This window comes from Paenibacillus sp. MAHUQ-63, from assembly GCF_028765165.1.
Classification (GTDB): Bacteria; Bacillota; Bacilli; order Paenibacillales; family NBRC-103111; genus Paenibacillus_E.
The window spans coordinates 795,787-814,595 of sequence record NZ_JARADB010000001.1 but is presented as its reverse complement, the minus strand read 5'-3'; the positions used below and the strand labels follow the sequence as shown (position 1 = coordinate 814,595).

Below are 18,809 nucleotides of genomic sequence, written 5' to 3'. Positions count from 1 at the left end.
ATTGTCATATAACCTCACATATGATAAGATGATGTCACTTGAAGTCGAAATAGTTGACGGCCTTTACAGCGGCGTAAAGGCATGTCGGAGCAAAGAAGCTCTAATTACCTGTCGTGCAAGCCATGCAGGCAAACTCACGTTTGTCATGCTTTGCTGCTCCGGGTGAGGAGGGCTTCTTTTTGTTTTTTTACAAATTGTGGTCATAGGGGTGGCGCTTATGAAGATGTTCCGTTCTTCTGCAAGCAAATGGATGGAAGAGAAATTACTTAACATGGCATCGGGCGACTTCAGCATGGCACTGGCTGCCAAAGGCAAACCTCCGTTACTGATCGTTTCTCTCCGGAAGGCGATCGGCAGCCTTAAAGGGATGATCAGGATCGTGAATCGTGCTTCCGAGCGTCTGCATGCCAAAATGGTTGATATGAGCAAGCAGTCCGCAGTAATGGCCGAGCAGGTAGAAGGCGTGACGAGCACCGTTCGGGAAATTGCCGTCGGCATGCAGGATACGTCGGAGACGATTCAGCATATGGCGGAGGAAATGGCGGGAATTCATCAGGTTCTCGGACATGTGGGCCACAGCAACGGCGTGCTGGTCCGGGATGCGCATCTTTTTGCGGAGAAGCTGGCCGCAGGCAAGCAGGACATGCGTACCTCCAAGGAGCAAATGCTGGGCATTTCCGAAGACAGTGCCAGCATTCATGCGGGAATGCAGCAGCTGCAGAGCGCCATTCACCGGATTACCGGGATCGTCAAGCAAATTAAAGAGATTTCCAATCAAACGCAGCTGCTTGCGTTGAACGCGAATATCGAAGCTTCCCGCGCGGGCGAGCAGGGCAAAGGCTTCGCTGTCGTTGCCGAGGAAATATCCAAGCTTGCCGTTCAAGCGCAGCAAGCTACGGTTTCCATCCATGAGCAGATCGCCTCGGTTACGGAGAATGCCGACGGTTTGAAAGACGGTATCGACCGGCTGCAGCAGGCGGTCGGCACCGGCGTTGTCACGATGGAGGCGTCCGAGCATGAGTTTGCAGAAATGTCCCTGTTCCTTGAACGCATTCTGGGGCAAATGCAGGAGATGGATGGCCGGTTTACCGACATGCTGTCGAACAGTTCTTCGGTTTCGGCATCTTTGAACGAAACGTCGGCGGCCATCGAGCAGGTGGCCGCAGGCTGTGAAGAAGTGCTCGCCTCGACCGAAATCCAGCAGCTGTCCATGCACCGGATGAACGATGATATCCACGAAACGACCCGGGCGAGCTCGTCGCTTCGTTCCGTCATCTCCCAATTCAAGCTGCCTGCCGGGCAGGATGACCATCCGCTGCAGACGGAGATGGACCGTTGGGTGGAGCATGCGCTTGGTTTGCGGGCTATTATGGTTTCCATGATCGATGCCAGAGAGATCACCGAGATCCGGTATTGGAACGGGCAGAAAGCCGCGAAAGAACGGGAGCTGGCAGCGTGCCTGGAGGAGCTGGAGAGGAAGGTCGCCAGCGGGCGGGACCGGCACTATTTGGCCATTTTGAAACAAAGGTGGCAGGAGTTCAGCAAAGCGAAGGAGCAGAATGTCAGATGGATGCTGAATGGCGAGTATGAGAAGGCGAGAAGCGGGTTGGTGAATGCGGGGCGGCTGGGCTTCAAGAGCACGATGGATTTGGTGAATGAGTGGATGGAGGAGGCGGTTGCTGAGGGCGGTAATTCGCGGTGATTGAGCCCGGAGTCCAGGCTGCGGCGCGATGACCTATACAGCCCTACGTTTGGCGGGCGGGGGATTCATATACAATTGCTTCAGCCCCCATGTTTGGAAGGAGCACCTGATTGTATATGAAATTTCATATACAATTGCGCAAATGGCGGCGGATTTGATGATTGTATGTGAAAAATCATATTCAGCCCCGGAGTCGACGATGACGAAGCGTGACTTGTCTTCGAACCGTTCGTTACACTTGAAGGTTGTCCATCCTTCACGACGATATAGGAGAACCAGCCGTTAACGCGCGAAGCAAACAGTTGATTGCGATATTTTCCCGCGTTTTATCGCTGTTCACAATCAGATTAGCTGATATCCATTAATTTGTTCTATGCATCAAAGGTGACCTGTCGATGATTTTGATTCCGATCCGGAAATCAAACAAATGATCGAGGATTCCGAGAAAGATCTAGCGCTAGGCAAAATCTACTTCACAGAAGAGATGATTGAAGCGATAAAGCGCGGTGAGCTCTAGTTGAACATACAGTGGACCGAAAAGGCACGGCATCTCTTTTAACAAATTCATAGTGAATATTTTAGTCAACAGGAAACAATTGAATATAAAATTAAGTTAATCAGAAGAGTCGAGGAGAAAGTATCCTTATGGGAAAGTCCGTGCCTTCACGAGAATTTTGAATAGCACCAAACATCCGAGTACTCCAAAGAACCGCCAAAAGCCCATGCTTATAAGCATGGGCTTCATTTCTTCTATAGAAATCTGCGATGATGCTTCTTTCCGTCGAAAGTGAACAAGACCGGCTTCTCTTCCACCACCGTATGCAAATGGGTCGGTTTGCCCCACAGCTTATAAATATAAGGGAGGGTACGCTCCACATATTTGAGGTCCAGCTCGACGCCTTCATAGCTGTGCTTCAAGTAGAGCTCGCCGTTCCGCTGGTAGTCGCCATCCTCCACCACAATGTAAGGGAATCCGCCGTTGACACGCGAGGCGAACAGCTGATCCCGGACATTTTCCCACGTTTTATCCGTAATTTTCCACTCGGGCCCTTTCTTCTCAAAAACATACAAATCCAGCTCTTCCACCAGCGGCTTATTCATATAGTTCCGGATGAACGACGTATCCGATTCGTACTCGCGGACCTCGAATATTTTGCTGCGGCCCTCGCCTTTTTTGCGCCCTTGGGTCCGTATTTCTTCTTCGGTCGGATTGTCCCAGCGCTTCTCGATGTCCTCGAAGATTTTGAGCCCTAAGTAATACGGATTCAGCGTGTGGCGGGAAGGCACGACAACCGAGGAGTTCAGCTTGGAGTATTCGATCGTTTCTTCCTCCGTCAAATCCAGCTCGCGCAGGATGCGCTGATGCCAGTAGGAAGCCCAGCCTTCGTTCATGATTTTGGTCTCCAGCTGCGGCCAGAAATAGAGCATTTCATCCCGCAGCATCGTTAGAATATCCCGCTGCCAATCCTCCATATACGGCGCGTTCTCTTCGATGAAGAGCAGAATATCTTTCTCCGGTCTCGGCGGGAAGCGTTTGACTTCCTCTTTATCCGCTGCGGGCGCGGGTTTGCTGCGGTTATCCAAACTCCATAAATCCTCGTAGCCGTATGTGACTTCTTTGGGCGTTTCAGGCGCTTGCACTTTGTTATATTCCTGGCGCTTGCGGGCCTGCCGGTAGGACAGGGTCAGCACGGGATCGATATGCTCCTGAATGGCGAGAACGGCGTCGATGAATTGCTCGACTTCATCGATGCCATGCTCGAGCTCGTATTGGCGAATGCGTTCGGCCGTCGCGGACATGCTTTCGACCATATTCCGGTTCGTTTTGGAGAAACGGACGTTATTTTTGAAGAAGTCGCAGTGCGCCAGCACGTGCGCGACAATCAGTTTATTTTGAATGAGCGAGTTGCCGTCCAGCAGGAAAGCGTAGCACGGGTCAGAGTTGATGACCAGCTCGTAAATTTTGCTCAAGCCCAGGTCGTACTGGGTTTTCATGCGGTGAAAGTTTTTGCCGAAGCTCCAATGGCTATAACGGGTTGGCATCCCGTAAGCCCCGAACGTATAAATAATCTCGGCAGGGCAGATTTCATAGCGCATGGGATAAAAGTCGAGACCGAATCCTCTGGCAATTTCCGTTATCTCGTCAATAGCGTATTCAAGCTGCTCGATTTCGGATTTACTCACGTTGCAGCCACTCCCTCCTGCTTGCTAAAAAAGGTTTTCAACGCTTTGTAGACTTCGCCTTTTTCACGGATGACGTAGTGCAGGAATTTGGGGTCGTGAATATGGCGAAAAGCGGACATCAGCGTAGAGCTGCGATTGTACTGGTTGACCTCTCCATAGCCGAACATGTTGCACCGCTCCATCAATTGGGAGATCAGCTTGACACAGCGTTCGTTGTCGGACGTTAAATTGTCGCCATCCGAGAAGTGGAACGGATAAATATTAAACTGGGAAGGCGGGTAACGTTTGTCGATAATATCGATCGCCGTTTGGTAGGCGGAGGAGCAGATCGTGCCGCCGCTTTCGCCTTTGGTGAAAAACTCCTCTTCCGTGACTTCTTTGGCTTCCGTATGATGGGCGATGAATACAATCTCCACATTCTCGTATTTCGTGCGCAGGAACCGCGTCATCCAGAAGAAGAAGCTGCGGGCGATATATTTCTCGAAGGAACCCATGGAACCGGATGTATCCATCATGGCGATGATGAGCGCGTTGGAATGCGGCTTCTCCACTTCATCCCACGTTTTGAAACGTAGGTCATCGGGGGAGATATGATGAATGCCCGGCGCGCTTGAGCGGGAATTACGGCGCAAATTCTCAATAATGGTGCGCTTCTTATCGATGTTGGACATGATCCCTTTCTTCCGGATGTCATTGAAAATGACTTCGGTTGTGGTCATGTTCCGTTTTTCTTTTTTCTGCAAATTGGGCAGCTCCAGCTCGGAGAAGAGCATCGCCTGCAGCTCCTCCATGCTTACTTCGGCTTCATAGTAATCTTCACCGGCCTGATCGCCGGCACCCTCGCCTTTGCCGGGACCTTGGGCTGGCTGCGGATCGGTCCCCAGCACATCGCCGACTTGTGAATCGCCGTCTCCCTGACCGACGTGCTTCCCTTTGTTGAAATTATAACGGAAGCGGTATTCATCCAGGCTTTTGATCGGCACTTTCACGACCTGCTTCCCGTTGGACATGACAATACTCTCATCCGTTACCAGATCGGGGAGGTTCTGCTTGATGGCTTCTTTAACCTTCTCTTGGTGTCGGGTTTGATCTTGATACCCTTTGCGGTGCAAGGACCAGTCCTCACGAGATACGGTAAATAGGGGTTCTGTCATGCTGACACCTCCTTAGGCGTGATCAATCTTGACAAGTTGCAGCTTACAGTGACCGTATGGCATGCATAAAGCAATGATTTAGAATGGAAAAAATAGCTTGTTACTAAATATATTCAAGTCCGCGGGGGATATGTGATGGGAAATTTTTCAAGTGGCGGGGATGCGGGGAAATGCAGGCGTTGGGTGTCCGTTAAGTGGGGGTCTAACGGACACCACAGCCGCTAATGTTCTGGGAAGCGGCTGGTTGCGATTCTAACGGACACAGGTGACGTTATTTGGGGATATCGGGGCAAAATCTCGCCCCATAAGGCCAAATAACAGCACGGGTGTCCGTTAGAATGTGTGATCGGCCGAAATGGGCCGATTAAGAGCATCTGTGTCCGATAGCCGGCCGCGGCGGACACAGCACCCAGGATGCCCACGGCCCAAGGCGCGCATCTAACGGACACCACAGCCGCTAATGCCCTGCGAAGCGGCTGGTTCCGATTCTAACGGACACAGGTGACGTTATTTGGAGAAATCGGGGCGAATTCTCGCCCCATAAGGCCAAATAACAGCACGGGTGTCCGTTAGAATTTCCAATCGGCCGATATGGGCCGATTAAGAGCATCTGTGTCCGTTAGCCGGCCGCGGCGGACACAGCACCTAGGATGCGCGCGGCCGAAGGCGCGCATCTAACGGACACCACAGCCGCTAATGCCCTGCGAAGCGGCTGGTTCTGATTCTAACGGACACAGGTGACGTTATTTGGGGAAATCGGGGCAAAATCTCGCCCCATAAGGCCAAATAACAGCACGGGTGTCCGTTAGAATCTCCAATCGGCCGATATGGGCCGATTAAGAGCATCTGTGTCCGTTAGCCGGCCGCGGCGGACACAGCACCCAGGATGCCCACGGCCGAAGGCGGGCATCTAACGGACACCACAGCCGCTAATGCCCTGCAAGGTGACGTTATTTGGAGAAATCGGGGCGAAATCTCGCCCAATTAGGCCAAATAACAGATCTGGTGTCCGTTAGAATCTCCAATCGGCTGATATGGGCCGATTATGAGCATCCGTGTCCGTCAGCCGGCCGCCCCAGCCTTTTTTCACTTTAACAATGATAATCATTATCACTTGTGCTATAATGATCATTATTCAATTACGTCACGTTTATGGTGTTCATGTCGGAAGGAGATTTTGTTCATGAGTGTTACTGCAGCATCTGGCGATGCAACGCGCCCTAAGCTGCGCAGCCGCCCGCTCGTTGCGACTTTGATTATTTTCGGAGGGTTGGCCGCGCTGCTGTTAGGATTAGCCGTGTCTGTATCGGTCGGAGCCGCTGATATTAAGCTCGCAACCGTGTGGGAAGCCGTATTTCGATTTAATCCCGAGCTTACGCAGCATCAAATTATTCAGGAGCTTCGGCTGCCGCGAGCGCTTGCCGGAGCGTTAGTCGGCGTTGGATTTGCCGTATCCGGGGCGATCATGCAGGGCATGACACGCAATCCGCTAGCCGACCCCGGTCTGCTTGGCATTAATGCGGGAGCTGGCTTCGTGCTTGCGCTTTGCTTCGCTTTCTTCCCGGGGCTGCCTTTTCGCTATTTAATTTTATTTTCTTTCGTAGGCGCCGCTATCGGAACGGGTCTCGTGTACGGGATTTCCTCCATAGCCAAAGGCGGGCTATCCCCCGTTCGGCTGGCGCTGGCCGGCGCCGCGGTAAGCGCGCTGCTTGTGGCGCTTAGCGAAGGGATTGCGCTCTATTTCCACATCTCGCAGGATTTGGCGTTCTGGTATGCCGGAGGCGTAGCCGGAACGAAATGGCTGCAAGTCAAGATCGTCTGGCCTTGGATCGTGGCCGGCGTCATCGGTGCGCTCATGCTGTCGCGGTCCATCACGGTGCTCAGCCTTGGCGATGAAATCGCCGCAGGACTCGGACAGCGCACCGGATGGGTCAAACTAGCCGGCATGCTGTTGTCGCTTGTGCTGGCCGGGACATCGGTTTCGGCGGTCGGCGCTGTCGGGTTCGTCGGACTCGTCATCCCGCACGTGGCCAGAGCGCTTGTCGGCGTCGACTACCGCTGGATTATCCCATGCTCGGCAGTGCTCGGCGCGCTGCTCATGGTGACGGCGGATATCGGCGCGCGCCTGATTAATCCGCCATTCGAAACACCGATCGGCGCTCTGATTGCGCTGATCGGCGTGCCTTTCTTTCTCTATCTGGCACGCCAAGAAAGGAGGGAGCTCTAATGGCCTCTCCCGTCGAAGTTTCGATGCGCAAACGTTCTTCGAAAGCTTATACGATGCTCGCCATTCTAGTGGCGGCAATCGTTGTCGTTTTTATCATCTCGATGAATACCGGCTTCATTCGGCTGTCGCCGCTCGACGTCTTGCGGACGCTCTTCGGCCAAGGGACGGACCAACAAGAGCTGATCTTGTTCGAGTTCCGCTTGCCCCGGATCATCATCTCCGTGCTCGTCGGCGCCGGTCTAGCCTTATCGGGCGCTATACTGCAGGGACTATCGCGCAACGCGCTCGCGGATCCGGGCATACTCGGCATCAATGCCGGAGCGGGGCTAGCCGTCGTACTGTTCATTTCGTTCTTCCCCATCAAGCAGGCAGCTCCGGTTTTCATGATGCCGTTGCTGGCGATGCTGGGCGCTGGGGCAGCGGCGGCGCTGATCTATATCTTAGCGTTCAAAAAAAGCGCCGGCATCTCGCCCACCAGGCTCGTTCTTATCGGCATCGCCGTAGCGGCGGGCATAAATGCCGCGATGCTCGTGCTGACGATTAAATTGAATCCTCAGAACTATCAGTTCGTTGCGGTGTGGCTTGCAGGCAGCATATCGGGGAACAGCTGGAAATTCGTCGGAGCCTTGCTGCCGTGGCTCATTATCATCATCCCGTACGTGCTCTACAAAGCTCAATCGCTGAATGTGCTGCAATTGGGAGATCAGTTGGCGAACGGGTTAGGAAGCGCCGTGGAACGGGAACGGCTTGGCTTGCTTGTAGCGGCTGTTGCATTGGCCGGATCTTGTGTGGCTGTCGGCGGAGGCATCGGCTTCGTCGGATTGATCGGACCTCATCTGGCCAGACAATTGGTGGGACCGAAGAATCAATTCCTGCTTCCGGCTTCGATGCTGACAGGCGGATTGCTGCTTATCGCGGCGGACACGATTGGCCGCTGGATCCTGCAGCCGAGCGAAATACCGACCGGAATCGTTGTCGCCGTGATCGGCGCACCGTATTTTCTGTTTTTGCTGGCTAAATCCAAAGCATAAAGAACCTAACCATGAGAGGGGAACCCCAAATGACTCGTTTGTATACCGAGCAAGTAGACATTGCGTATGATGACCGCTTAATCGTCAGCAACCTGAATTTAACGATTCCCGATGCCAAAATAACGGCGCTCGTCGGCGCCAACGGCTCCGGCAAATCTACGATTCTGAAGTCGCTAGCCCGCATCATGAAAATAAAAGGCGGCCAGGTGTATCTCGACGGCAAATCGATTCATCAGCGCACAACGAAGGAAGTTGCCCGGGAGCTGGCCATTTTGCCGCAAAACCCTACCGCGCCCGAAGGACTTACGGTCAGCGAGCTGGTATCGTACGGCAGGTTCCCGCACCAGAAAGGCTTCGGCTCGATGACCAAGGAAGATAAAGAAATGGTTGCCTGGGCCATTGAAGTGACGGGCATGATGCCGTTCGCGGACCGTCCGGTGGACCAACTATCCGGAGGCCAGCGCCAGCGGGCGTGGATTGCGATGGCGCTCGCGCAGCAGACGGATATTTTGTTCCTGGATGAGCCGACAACGTTCCTCGATATGGCCCACCAGCTGGAAGTGCTGAAGCTGCTGCAGAAGCTGAACCGGGAAGAAGGAAGAACGATCGTGATGGTCGTACACGATTTGAATCACGCGACGCAATATGCGCATCACATGGTTGCGATCGTGCAGGGCAAGGTCGTCAGCGAAGGGACGCCGGAGCAAGTTGTGACCGCACCGGTGCTGCGCGAAGTGTTCGGCATTCATGCGGACATAGTGCAGGATCCTCGCACGGGCGTGCCGCTGTGCATCCCTTACGATCTGGTAGGGGCGGAGACGGCGAAGAGTCAGGCGCAAGAGCCGGAATTGGTTGCGGCTGGAGAAGCCCGCTAAATCGAGAAGGGAGGCAGGAGCATGAGTTCATCCATACAGCAGGCTATCGCGGAGCAGTTCGGAGTGACGACGGAGTTTCATCCAGATCCGCTTTATGCGATCGCAGGGAGCCGTCTAATGACGGAGTGCGGAATGCAGGAGTTGATCGACGCCTACTCGCCGCTTATGAAGGCGCTGGAGCCGGCGGCGGCCGGTGCGTATTTTATCGGCCGACTGAGCGTTTTGAACATGGCTATGCATTATATGTTGACCCAGGATGAGCTGATTGATTTGGCTCCCGAGCTTTGGACGCTGCAGATTTACATGCATGACAAAGGGTATGTCGAGTTCCGGTACGCGCTTCACGAGATCCGGCCGCTGGAAGGCCCTGCGGATGGAGAGCGCAGCGCTTGGCGCGAGGAGCGTTTAAGCCATTGGTACGGCACGCATCTGCGCCCGATCGTCGAAACGACCGCCCAAGCGGTTGACATGGATCTGCTGCATCTATGGAAACTGTTTCCGATTCGGCTGCGCTATATGTTCGACCAGTTGAAAGAGAAGGCGGCTTCCGAGCAAGAGCGGCTGCGCTTGGAGGAGGAGTGGGCGTTCGTTTCGCAACAGTTGGACGGCCAAGTATTCGGACGCGCGAGAAATCCGCTGGATGTGAAGTTCGTCACCATTGATTATCCCGGAGCTCCCGGCGAGCCGGATAAGCAAATGCGGATGAAAACGGCCTGCTGCATGTTTTACCGTACGGATGGCGGCTACAAATGCTACACATGCCCACGGATGAAGCCTGCTGAACGGGAAGAGCGCAAGGTGCAGATTCGAGAGAAGCTGGCACAGGAGGCTGCGGTCCAAGCAGCCGCCCGATAATGACCAAAAAATCTGCCTGGAGGCTCAGCTCCGGCAGATTTTTTTGGCATTTCCCTTTATTTTTTTAACGCCTGCTCAACGAACTTGCTCTCAAGCACCTTCGATGTATCCAGCTTCTTGTTAATAGCGCCTACCGATTGAAGGAAATCGGCCTGTTCTTGATGCGCTTTGGCGAATTCCGGGGTAATCGGCGATAGAATCGGAAATGTATTTTTTAGAACGTCAACAATAATGGCTTTGTCCAGCTTCTGTGTCTTGGAGAGCTCGTTCGCAATTTCATCCTGATGCTCGACGTAGTATTTGCGGGCTTCCTCATAAGTTTTGAGGAACAGCACGGTGAGATCGGGATGCTCCTGCGTGAATTTGGTCCGCGCAATCAAGAAGGAAGGCGCATTGATGTTCAGGTCCTCGCCGCTCACCAGAACGGAAGAACCGGTCTGGTACACGGCCGTTGTCGCGTAAGGCTCCCAAATGGACCAAGCGTCGATGGCGCCGCTGTCGAGCGCAGGTCTCGCTTCATCGGGCTGCAGCTGAATGACCTTCACGTCGTCGCCTTTAAGTCCGGCTTTATCGATGGCCATGTACAGGAAGTTATAGGCGCTGCTTCCTTTGGCTACGGCGACCTTTTTGCCTTTGAGATCTTTCAGCTCCTTGATCGGACTGTTTTTGGGCACGACAATCATATTGCCTTTCTTCCCGTCGCTCGTAACGGCAATGCCCTTGAAATCAACGCCTCCGACTTGCCCGGAGATCAACGGAGTCCCGCCGGTGGCGCCGAAATCGAGCCGGCCTGCTGCGATCGCTTCGAAATGCGGAGGGCCGCTGGCGAATTCGTTCCATTTGACCTCGGCGCCTACAGCGGAGAAGGCTTTCTCGAAGTATCCTTTATCCCGGGCAAAGACGAGAACGCCTGTTTTGCCTTGGATCCCGATGTTGACCACGACTTTCTCCTTGGAGGAGGAGGCGGGAGTGGAAGAAACCGCGCTGCTTCCGGCAGCGGGGGAACCGTTGGGAGCGGCTGTGCCGGCACCGGTCGGCGCTGTCGTCGTTTTCGCCCCGCAAGCGGCGGTCAGCAGCATGAACGTTAGCAATGTAAATAATGATGCGCTTTTATAATAAAATGATTTCTTGACCATATCGATTTGACCCCTCTCAAGTATGAATAAAGATTAGTGAACCGAAGATGCCGATGCGGCGCGCGCGGCATAACGATTGACAGGCTTGGCTAAGCCGAGGTGCTCACGCAGCGTCGTACCCTCGTAATCCGTCCGGAACAACCCGCGGCGCTGCAGCTCAGGTATGACAAGCTCGACGAATTCATCCAGCCCGCCGGGCAAGTAGGGAGGCATGATGTTAAAGCCGTCGCAGGCTTTGCTCACGAACCATTCTTCCAGCTGGTCGGCGATTTGGACCGGCGTGCCTGCGATCGTCCGGTGCCCGCGGGCGCCGGTCACCCGGTTGATCAGCTGGCGGATCGATAACTGCTCTCTGCGCGCCATGTCGAGGAGCAGCTGATAACGGCTCTTGCCGCCATTGATCTCGGTGGAATCCGGCAAATCGGGCAAAGGACCGTCCAGCGGATAGCCGGTGAGATCGACCCGAAGGATGTTCTGCACCATGCCAAGGCCGACTTCGGGCAGAACGAGATGTTGGAATTCGGCTTCCTTCTCGCGGGCTTCCTCCTCGGTCGCGCCGATGAAGGGAAGAATCCCGGGCAATATTTTCAACTGGTCCTCCGAACGGCCGTATTTGGGCAGCTGGCTCTTCAAGGAGGCGTAGAAGCTCTGCGCTTCCTCCAGCGTTTGCCAAGCGGTAAACACGACCTCTGCCGTCTGCGCGGCGAACGCTTGGCCTGTTGTCGAAGAGCCGGCCTGCACGATGACAGGACGTCCCTGTACGGAACGATGAATGCTCAGCGGGCCGCGCACGGAGAAATGCTCGCCCTGATGATTAAGCGCATGGACTTTCGCAGGATCGGCGAATATGCCGGAGGCTTTATCCACGACGAGCGCGTCCTCCTCCCAGCTGTCCCATAGCCCGGTGACGACATCGACGAATTCCTTGGCTCGCTCGTACCGGAGAGAATGATCCAGATGATGGTCGCGTCCGAAGTTTTTGGCCGTATTTTCCATGCTTGTGGTCACGGCGTTCCAAGCGGCACGCCCCCTGCTCAAATGATCGAGCGAGGCGAACTTCCGAGCGACGTGATAAGGCTCGCTGTAAGTGGTGGACACCGTCCCGACAAGACCGATTCTGGTTGTCACGGAGGCGAGTGCGGACAGCAGGGTGAGCGGCTCCGCCCGGACCGGCAACGTATACTGAACCGCTCTGGCCAGCGGCTCGGGAAGCACCGGGATGTCCTCAATGAAGACAAGATCGAACTTGCCTCGTTCCGCCGTCTGCGCGAAGCGTTTGTAGAAATCGAGCTTAAGCAGTCCGTTCGTATCGGTGTGCGGGTAACGCCATGCGGCGATATGATGGCCAACGCCGAAGATGAATGCCCCAAGATGAAGCTGTCTTTGTCCCATTGTCTGATTCCTCCTTAGTAGCCGCTTGCCGATTCAGCACTGCTGCTGTAACGGCTTACCGGTCTGGTTAATCCCAAATGCTCGCGCAGCGTCGTGCCTTCATAATCCGTCCGGAACAACCCGCGCCGCTGCAGCTCGGGAATGACGAGATCAACGAACTCCTCCAGCCCGCCGGGCAAGTAAGGAGGCATAATGTTGAAGCCGTCGCAAGCGCCGTTCCGGAACCATTCTTCCAATTGGTCGGCGATTTGCACCGGCGTGCCATAGATGGTGCGGTGACCGCGGGCGCCTGTCACCCTGTACATCAGCTGGCGGATCGTCAGGCCTTCGCGGCGCGCCATGTCGGATACGAGCTGGAAGCGGCTCTTGCCGCCGTTCACCTGAGCCAGCTCGGGAAGCTCCGGCAGCGGTCCGTCGAGCGGATAGCCGGTCAGATCGACATTCAGCGATGCCGACAGCATCGATAAGCCGACGGCAGGAAGCACCTGCGACTGAAGCAGCGCCTCTTTCTCGCGGGCTTCCTCCTCCGTCGCTCCGATTACCGGGAAAATGCCGGGCATAATCAGGATGTCGTCCGGAGAGCGGCCGTATTGGACCGCGAGCTCTTTGACGCTGCGATAGAAGCGCTGGGCTTCTTCTAACGTCTGCCACGCCGTGAAGACGACCTCCGCCGTCTGCGCGGCAAGCTCTTTCCCGGTTTCGGAGGCGCCTGCTTGAATGACGACAGGTCTGCCCTGCGGCGAACGCGGCAAGTTCAACGGACCGCGCACGGCGAAAAATTCGCCCCGGTGATTCACTTCATGCACTTTGCGGGGATCGGCGAAAATGCCCTTCTCCTTATCGGCGACAATGGCGTCGTCCTCCCAGCTGTCCCATAGCGAGGTGGCCACATCGACGAATTCACGCGCTCTGGCGTACCGTTTGTTGTGATCCGGATGCCGGTCCTGGCTGAAATTATGCGCCTCCTCGTCGCGGCCCGAGGTCACGACGTTCCATGCGGCGCGCCCGCCGCTTAAGTGATCCAGGCAGGAGAACTCCCGCGCCAAGTTAAACGGCTCATGATACGAGGTGGAGACGGTTGCGGCCAAGCCGATCCGTTCGGTTACGCCCGCCAGATAGGAGAGGAGTGTAATCGGTTCGGGCCTAACGGTTACCGTATGTTTGATGTTCGTTTTGAAGCGGTCGATGACGGCTAGCGTGTCGGCCAGAAAAATCATATCGAACTTCCCGCGTTCCGCCGTCCGGGCGAAGTGTTCATAAAATTCATGCGTTAAGATCCCCTGCGCATCCGTATCCGGGTAACGCCAAGACGCGATATGATGTCCGACCTGGAATAGAAAGGCGCCCAAGTGCAATTGACGCTGCTCAGTAGTTGGCTGACTCATCGTTCATTCCTCCAATTTCGATAATGATGCCCTTTAATAAGAAGAAAGGCCCTCGCAAGCAGCCGTTCGGAAACGGAGCCTGGAGAGCCTTTGGTTGACCAATGGGCTTTCGGGTTATTGATTAGTTATGCTAGCATATTAAATCCGATAAAACAAGTGGGAAATATAAGATTAAAGTGTTGACTTCCAAAAAATGTGATGATATGATCCTTTTATATCCAAGTCGTTTACTATGAATTAAATGGTCGACCAGCCATCTGGAGACTTTCTTACATCCCCGAGAGGGATATGGTGAGGAGGTCTCTTTTTTATTTGATCATAAGGGGGAAGAGCGCATGAGCGTCATATCACTGGATATCGATCTGCCGAGCAAAACGTTCGAGACGCCGCAAGGGCAGCGTGTCGAAGCACTGCATGACATTCAGCTTAAGATTAAAGAAGGAGAATTTATTACCATTATCGGGCCGAGCGGCTGCGGCAAAAGCACATTGCTCAAAATTATCGCCGGTCTGGACACGGATCATAACGGGAACGTGCTGCTTGAAGGCAAGCAAGTAGAGAAGCCGGGGATCGATAAGGGGTTTATTTTCCAGGAGCATCGCTTATTCCCTTGGTTGACCGTCGAGAAAAACATCGCCGCCGACCTCAATCTGAAGGATCCGGACGTACGCGAGCGGGTGGATCGTCTCATCGAGCTAGTGCGGCTCCAAGGCTTCGAGAAGTCGTATCCGAGGGAGCTCTCCGGCGGCATGTCGCAGCGGGTTGCGATTGCAAGAGCGCTGCTGCGGAATCCGAAGGTGCTGCTGCTCGATGAGCCGTTCGGCGCATTGGACGCGTTCACGCGTTCGCATCTGCAAGAGGTGGCGCTGGATATTTGGCAGAAGAACCGGACCACGATGATTCTCGTGACCCATGATCTCGACGAAGCCGTATTTCTGGCGACCCGCGTCGTTGTGATGAATGCGCGTCCGGGGACGATTCGCAATATCATTCCCGTTGACCTGCCTTATCCGCGCAAAAAGACGACGGTTTCCTTCCAGGAGCTGCGTAAAAAGGTACTGAGCGAATTCGAGCCTGTCGATGAGTTAGAGCTGATTGACAGCTCGGGCATTTAATAGATGAAAGCGAGGGAGCAGCAATGAGTCAAGCAGAAGTGATTGTTGGCCAAAACGGGCCGGTTACCCGGCCGAAAACGTCCGAACCGCAAGTGTCGTCGGAACTTCCTCAAGTCACGAAGCCGCTGAGGAAAGAAGGCAAGTGGGGGCTAATCGTGCGGGGGAGCATTTTACCGCTTACCGTTTTGATTTTATGGCAAATCTTCGGTTCACTGGGCATCGTCTCTCCGACCCTGCTGCCTACACCGTATGCCATCTGGCAGGCGTTCTATGATCTGCTCATCAGCGGCGAGCTGTACATGCATGTCAAAATCAGCATTTGGCGGGCGGCGATCGGCTTCCTGATTGGCGGAAGCTTAGGTCTCGGGCTGGGCCTCCTTGTCGGACTATTCCGCAAGTTCGAGCAAACGGTCGATCCTTCCGTCCAGATGCTGCGCACGATTCCGCATTTGGCCATCACGCCGCTCTTCATTCTGTGGTTCGGGTTCGGCGAGTTCTCGAAGGTGCTGTTGATCGCCAAAGGCGCGTTCTTCCCGCTATATGTGCAGACGTTCTTGGGGATTCGCAATGTCGATTCGAAATTGTTCGATGTTGCGAGAGTGCTGGAATTCAGCAAGTTCAAGCAGATTACGAAGCTGGTGCTGCCGGCGGCTCTGCCGAACATTTTGCTTGGCCTGCGGCTTTCGATCGGCGTCGCCTGGTTGGGGCTCGTGGTGGCGGAGCTGATGGGATCGAGCGAAGGGGTCGGCTACTTGATTCTGGATGCCAGACAGTTCTCGCAGACGGCGATCGTGTTCGTCGGGATTATTATCTTTGCTTTCGTGGGCAAAGGCTCCGACTCCTTAGTGCGCATTCTGGAGAAGAAGCTGCTGAAGTGGCGCGATAGCTTTAACGGATGAAGGCTGCTGCACGCCGGTTGAGCATATGGGGTTAGCGAGGAGGACACAGGCCTCGTTAACGGACAAGGAGGTCCTTATTCGATGAATGAGGGCCTCTTTGTACTTGTAACGGACACGGATGCCGTTATTTACTCAATTTGGTCTGATTTTGGATAAAAATCGGCGAATAAGTTCTCTGGTGTCCATTAGGCTGCGAGATGGTTCTTTATCGTACGTATAACGGCCGCTGTGTCCGTTAGCGAACGAAACCCGTCACTGAGGGAATGAGAGGGGGATGCTTGAAGCGGTTGCGGGGACGAGTCTCGGATTCGAGGCTGCCATTAAGTCCGATTTTACCAATCGCCTCATTTCGACAGACAATAGCTCACTTATGCTCTATGATGTATAATAAATTGGAAGCGCTTTCCCATAGAGTGCGTACAAGAAAATAATGAGGTGAGCCGTTCGTCATGAAGCTAATGCTCAATCCGAGACGCCATGCATCGACTAACCATAAACCTAAGATCAAACCGATCCACTCCCCCATCTTCAGGAGCTTCCTTATTTCCTATGTGCTGATTCTCATCATCCCCATGCTGACAGGCTTCATCTCATACTACGTATCCGCCGGCATCATCAAGAGCAGTTCGCTGGAAGCAAGCACCATGCTGCTGAACCAGAGCAAGGACGTGCTGGACCGCCGCATGGAAGAGGTCGAGAACATTACGAGACAGCTGTCGCTGGATCAGGAATTGAACTATGTGCTGAACGAGCAGGTGGATACGGACAGCTATAATGTGTACGCGTTATGGAAATCGTGGCGCAATACGGCGGCGTACAGCTTAACGAACACGTTTCTGGAGGACTTTTACATTTATTTGAACAACTATCATGCGGTGTTTACGCCATCCGGCGTGTTTGTTCGTCCCGATGATTTTTTCGACTTATACCATTATCAGAATGTGGAGCCGAAGCAGTGGAAAGAGCAAATTTTGGGCAAAATTCACCGCAGAGAAACGCTGCCTTTGCAGCCGTACAACAATAACGGCAAGAAAACGAATGTCATCACGTATTTGCAATCCATTCCTTTTGACAGCTTTCAGCATTCGCTTGGAACGGTGGTCATCTTGATCGATGAAAGTGAAATCGTCAAAATGCTGGAACGCATCCCGCAGCAGTACGGGGGCTGGGCTTACATTAGCGATAAAGACGGCAATGCCATCGCCCGAATCGGCATTGACGATACGCAGTTCCATGCGCTTAACATCCCGGAGCCCAACCTTAATCAGCCCAGCAGCACGCTTGTCGCTGACAAAACCCTGCTGATCTCTTCCCGTTCTGCCTACAACGGATGGACGTATGTCGTAGGGCTTCCGAAGAGTGTGGTTATGCAGCAATCGGCGTTCATTGCCAAAGTTACGTGGACGATTACGGCTTCGACGCTTCTGCTGGGGATTGTTGCCGCGCTGTTATTCGCCTATAGGAACAGTGCGCCGATTAACCGGATCGTGACCGTTTTCCGCGAACAGACGGGCCAGGGCGGTTACAGAGGGAAGAATGCTTTTGATTTCCTGCAGGGCAACATTTCCAATTTGCTCGCCAGTCAGCGTTCCTTGGAAGAGGAGCTTAAGCGCCAACTGCCTTTGTTGGAGGACGCTTTCGTGAAGCGGCTGCTCAAGGGGGAGTTCGATTCCCTCCAGGAAGTCCGTACGTCGATGTATCTGCTCCCGAATTTGAATTTGAAGAGCGAAGCAGGGTACACGGCGATCATTCGCATTAACGGCTACAGCGGAGTCGTGTCCAAAGAAATTATCCGCGAGCTGAACGCAGCCCGATGGTTAGTTAAGAAATGTCTGCTGGAGGAGGCAGGCGCATGGCAGTTGAGCGTAACCGATATCGATTCGGATAAAATCGGGCTTCTCCTGACATTGGGCGAGGAGGAAACCGACCCCGATTCGCCGGATATGGCGTCCGGTATCGAAGCGATGTTCGCCAGACTGAGGGAAGAGGTGAAGGAGGAATACCGGATCCAGATTACGGTCGCGCTCGGAGGCAGCTTCGATGCGCTCTCGGATATCAGCCGTTCGTTCGAAGAAGCGAAGGGCGCTCTGGATTATTCCATGCTGAGGGAAGAAGAGGCATTCATCCGTTATCGGGATGTGATTAAAGAATCTACGTCCTATTATTATCCGATCGATATGGAGCTGCGCATGCTGAATGCCGTCAAAATCGGCGAGCTGCAGGAGGTACACCGCATTTTCGAACAGCTACTGGAGCACAATTTCTCGGAGCGCCAGCTGTCCGCAGAGATGGTCCAGCAATTGTTCGGCGAGCTGAAGGGGACTTTCTTCAAGCTGCTCCAGCATAGCCCTTTCACGGACCAGTCGGTATCCCAAGGACTGAAAGCGCGGGTCGAGCAGCTTCAGCTGTCCACCAGCCTGGAGCGGTTCCGGAACGAAGTGCTGGGACTACTGGAAGCGTTCTGCAGCCGGGTATTGAAGATGAAGGAAGACAGCACAGGCGAAATGATCGGCAAAATCATCGCCTATCTGGATAATCATTATTCCGATGCCGATATGAATCTGTACAAAATTTCACTCGCTGTCGAGCTGCCGGAGAAATCGATCTCCCAACTGTTCAAGGAGCAGACCGGGGAGCATGTCTCCGACTATCTGGAGAAGATCCGCATCAAGAACGCTACGGACTACCTGTTTAATAGCGAGCATACCATTGACGAAATCTCGCAATACGTTGGCTATAACAGTGCACATGCGTTTCGGCGGGCATTCAAGCGCGTATCGGGGGTATCGCCCAGCATTTACAGGAAAACGGTCAATTAGATTGTTTTATGCAAAAGTACCTTAGTATTGTGCTA

Annotated in this window: 13 protein-coding genes; 8 read left to right on the top strand and 5 right to left on the bottom strand. The window is 54.1% G+C overall.

Annotation, left to right across the window (positions count from 1 at the left end; translation table 11 throughout):
* Positions 1-217: 217 nt before the first annotated feature.
* A complete protein-coding gene (locus tag PUT07_RS03610; RefSeq protein WP_274466415.1) occupies positions 218-1,702 on the top strand; it encodes a methyl-accepting chemotaxis protein in 1,485 nt (494 codons plus the stop codon).
* Between the two features lie 750 nt (positions 1,703-2,452).
* Here PUT07_RS03610 and PUT07_RS03605 read toward each other — a convergent pair.
* Positions 2,453-3,886 (bottom strand): SpoVR family protein, encoded by a 1,434-nt coding sequence (locus PUT07_RS03605; RefSeq protein WP_274466414.1) that lies wholly within the window; start codon positions 3,884-3,886, stop codon positions 2,453-2,455.
* Positions 3,883-5,040 (bottom strand): sporulation protein YhbH, encoded by a 1,158-nt coding sequence (yhbH, locus tag PUT07_RS03600; protein ID WP_274466413.1) that lies wholly within the window; start codon positions 5,038-5,040, stop codon positions 3,883-3,885. The genes PUT07_RS03605 and yhbH overlap by 4 nt, the downstream gene beginning before the upstream one ends.
* A gap of 1,183 nt (positions 5,041-6,223) precedes the next feature.
* On the opposite strand from yhbH, the gene PUT07_RS03595 reads away from it, so the two are divergent.
* Genes PUT07_RS03595 through PUT07_RS03580 form a run of 4 tightly spaced genes read left to right on the top strand, consistent with a single transcriptional unit; the run spans position 6,224 to position 10,028 of the window.
* Positions 6,224-7,267 (top strand): FecCD family ABC transporter permease, encoded by a 1,044-nt coding sequence (locus PUT07_RS03595; protein WP_274466411.1) that lies wholly within the window; start codon positions 6,224-6,226, stop codon positions 7,265-7,267.
* 23 nt (positions 7,268-7,290) lie between these two features.
* Complete coding sequence (locus PUT07_RS03590; RefSeq protein ID WP_379239631.1) at positions 7,291-8,298, top strand: FecCD family ABC transporter permease; 1,008 nt, start codon at positions 7,291-7,293, stop codon at positions 8,296-8,298.
* 29 nt (positions 8,299-8,327) lie between these two features.
* Positions 8,328-9,173 (top strand): ABC transporter ATP-binding protein, encoded by an 846-nt coding sequence (locus tag PUT07_RS03585; RefSeq protein ID WP_274466408.1) that lies wholly within the window; start codon positions 8,328-8,330, stop codon positions 9,171-9,173.
* Positions 9,174-9,194: 21 nt separating this feature from the next.
* The gene (locus PUT07_RS03580) at positions 9,195-10,028 is read left to right on the top strand and encodes a (2Fe-2S)-binding protein (protein WP_274466407.1); all 834 of its coding nucleotides are present in this window, start codon (positions 9,195-9,197) and stop codon (positions 10,026-10,028) included.
* Between the two features lie 56 nt (positions 10,029-10,084).
* Here the strand turns inward: PUT07_RS03580 and PUT07_RS03575 are convergent, their stop codons facing one another.
* From PUT07_RS03575 to PUT07_RS03565, 3 genes are read right to left on the bottom strand one after another with little or no spacing between them, the layout of a single operon-like run.
* Positions 10,085-11,164, bottom strand: a complete 1,080-nt coding sequence (locus PUT07_RS03575; RefSeq protein ID WP_274466406.1) for an aliphatic sulfonate ABC transporter substrate-binding protein — start codon at positions 11,162-11,164, stop codon at positions 10,085-10,087.
* 33 nt (positions 11,165-11,197) lie between these two features.
* Positions 11,198-12,556, bottom strand: coding sequence for an LLM class flavin-dependent oxidoreductase (locus tag PUT07_RS03570; RefSeq protein WP_274466405.1), 1,359 nt, complete (start codon positions 12,554-12,556; stop codon positions 11,198-11,200).
* 14 nt (positions 12,557-12,570) lie between these two features.
* Positions 12,571-13,941, bottom strand: coding sequence for an LLM class flavin-dependent oxidoreductase (locus PUT07_RS03565; RefSeq protein ID WP_274466404.1), 1,371 nt, complete (start codon positions 13,939-13,941; stop codon positions 12,571-12,573).
* 335 nt (positions 13,942-14,276) lie between these two features.
* Between PUT07_RS03565 and PUT07_RS03560 the strand changes: the two genes are divergently transcribed.
* The 3 genes from PUT07_RS03560 (at position 14,277) to PUT07_RS03550 (ending at position 18,774) form a co-directional block, all read left to right on the top strand.
* Entirely contained in the window at positions 14,277-15,056 is a 780-nt protein-coding gene (locus PUT07_RS03560) for an ABC transporter ATP-binding protein (protein WP_274466403.1), read from the top strand.
* Positions 15,057-15,079: 23 nt separating this feature from the next.
* On the top strand, positions 15,080-15,955 hold the full coding sequence (locus PUT07_RS03555) for an ABC transporter permease (protein ID WP_274466401.1): 876 nt from the start codon (positions 15,080-15,082) through the stop codon (positions 15,953-15,955).
* A gap of 449 nt (positions 15,956-16,404) precedes the next feature.
* A complete protein-coding gene (locus tag PUT07_RS03550; protein WP_274466400.1) occupies positions 16,405-18,774 on the top strand; it encodes a helix-turn-helix domain-containing protein in 2,370 nt (789 codons plus the stop codon).
* Positions 18,775-18,809: the final 35 nt, after the last annotated feature.

Bases quoted from the DNA above. Each gene is read 5' to 3' on its own strand.
- PUT07_RS03575 (WP_274466406.1), bottom strand. From the start codon at position 11,164: ATGGTCAAGAAATCATTTTATTATAAAAGCGCATCATTATTTACATTG.
- PUT07_RS03550 (WP_274466400.1), top strand. From the start codon at position 16,405: ATGAAGCTAATGCTCAATCCGAGACGCCATGCATCGACTAACCATAAA.
- PUT07_RS03590 (WP_379239631.1), top strand. From the start codon at position 7,291: ATGCGCAAACGTTCTTCGAAAGCTTATACGATGCTCGCCATTCTAGTG.
- yhbH (WP_274466413.1), bottom strand. From the start codon at position 5,040: ATGACAGAACCCCTATTTACCGTATCTCGTGAGGACTGGTCCTTGCAC.
- PUT07_RS03580 (WP_274466407.1), top strand. From the start codon at position 9,195: ATGAGTTCATCCATACAGCAGGCTATCGCGGAGCAGTTCGGAGTGACG.
- PUT07_RS03565 (WP_274466404.1), bottom strand. From the start codon at position 13,941: ATGAGTCAGCCAACTACTGAGCAGCGTCAATTGCACTTGGGCGCCTTT.
- PUT07_RS03560 (WP_274466403.1), top strand. From the start codon at position 14,277: ATGAGCGTCATATCACTGGATATCGATCTGCCGAGCAAAACGTTCGAG.
- PUT07_RS03570 (WP_274466405.1), bottom strand. From the start codon at position 12,556: ATGGGACAAAGACAGCTTCATCTTGGGGCATTCATCTTCGGCGTTGGC.
- PUT07_RS03595 (WP_274466411.1), top strand. From the start codon at position 6,224: ATGAGTGTTACTGCAGCATCTGGCGATGCAACGCGCCCTAAGCTGCGC.
- PUT07_RS03610 (WP_274466415.1), top strand. From the start codon at position 218: ATGAAGATGTTCCGTTCTTCTGCAAGCAAATGGATGGAAGAGAAATTA.
- PUT07_RS03555 (WP_274466401.1), top strand. From the start codon at position 15,080: ATGAGTCAAGCAGAAGTGATTGTTGGCCAAAACGGGCCGGTTACCCGG.
- PUT07_RS03585 (WP_274466408.1), top strand. From the start codon at position 8,328: ATGACTCGTTTGTATACCGAGCAAGTAGACATTGCGTATGATGACCGC.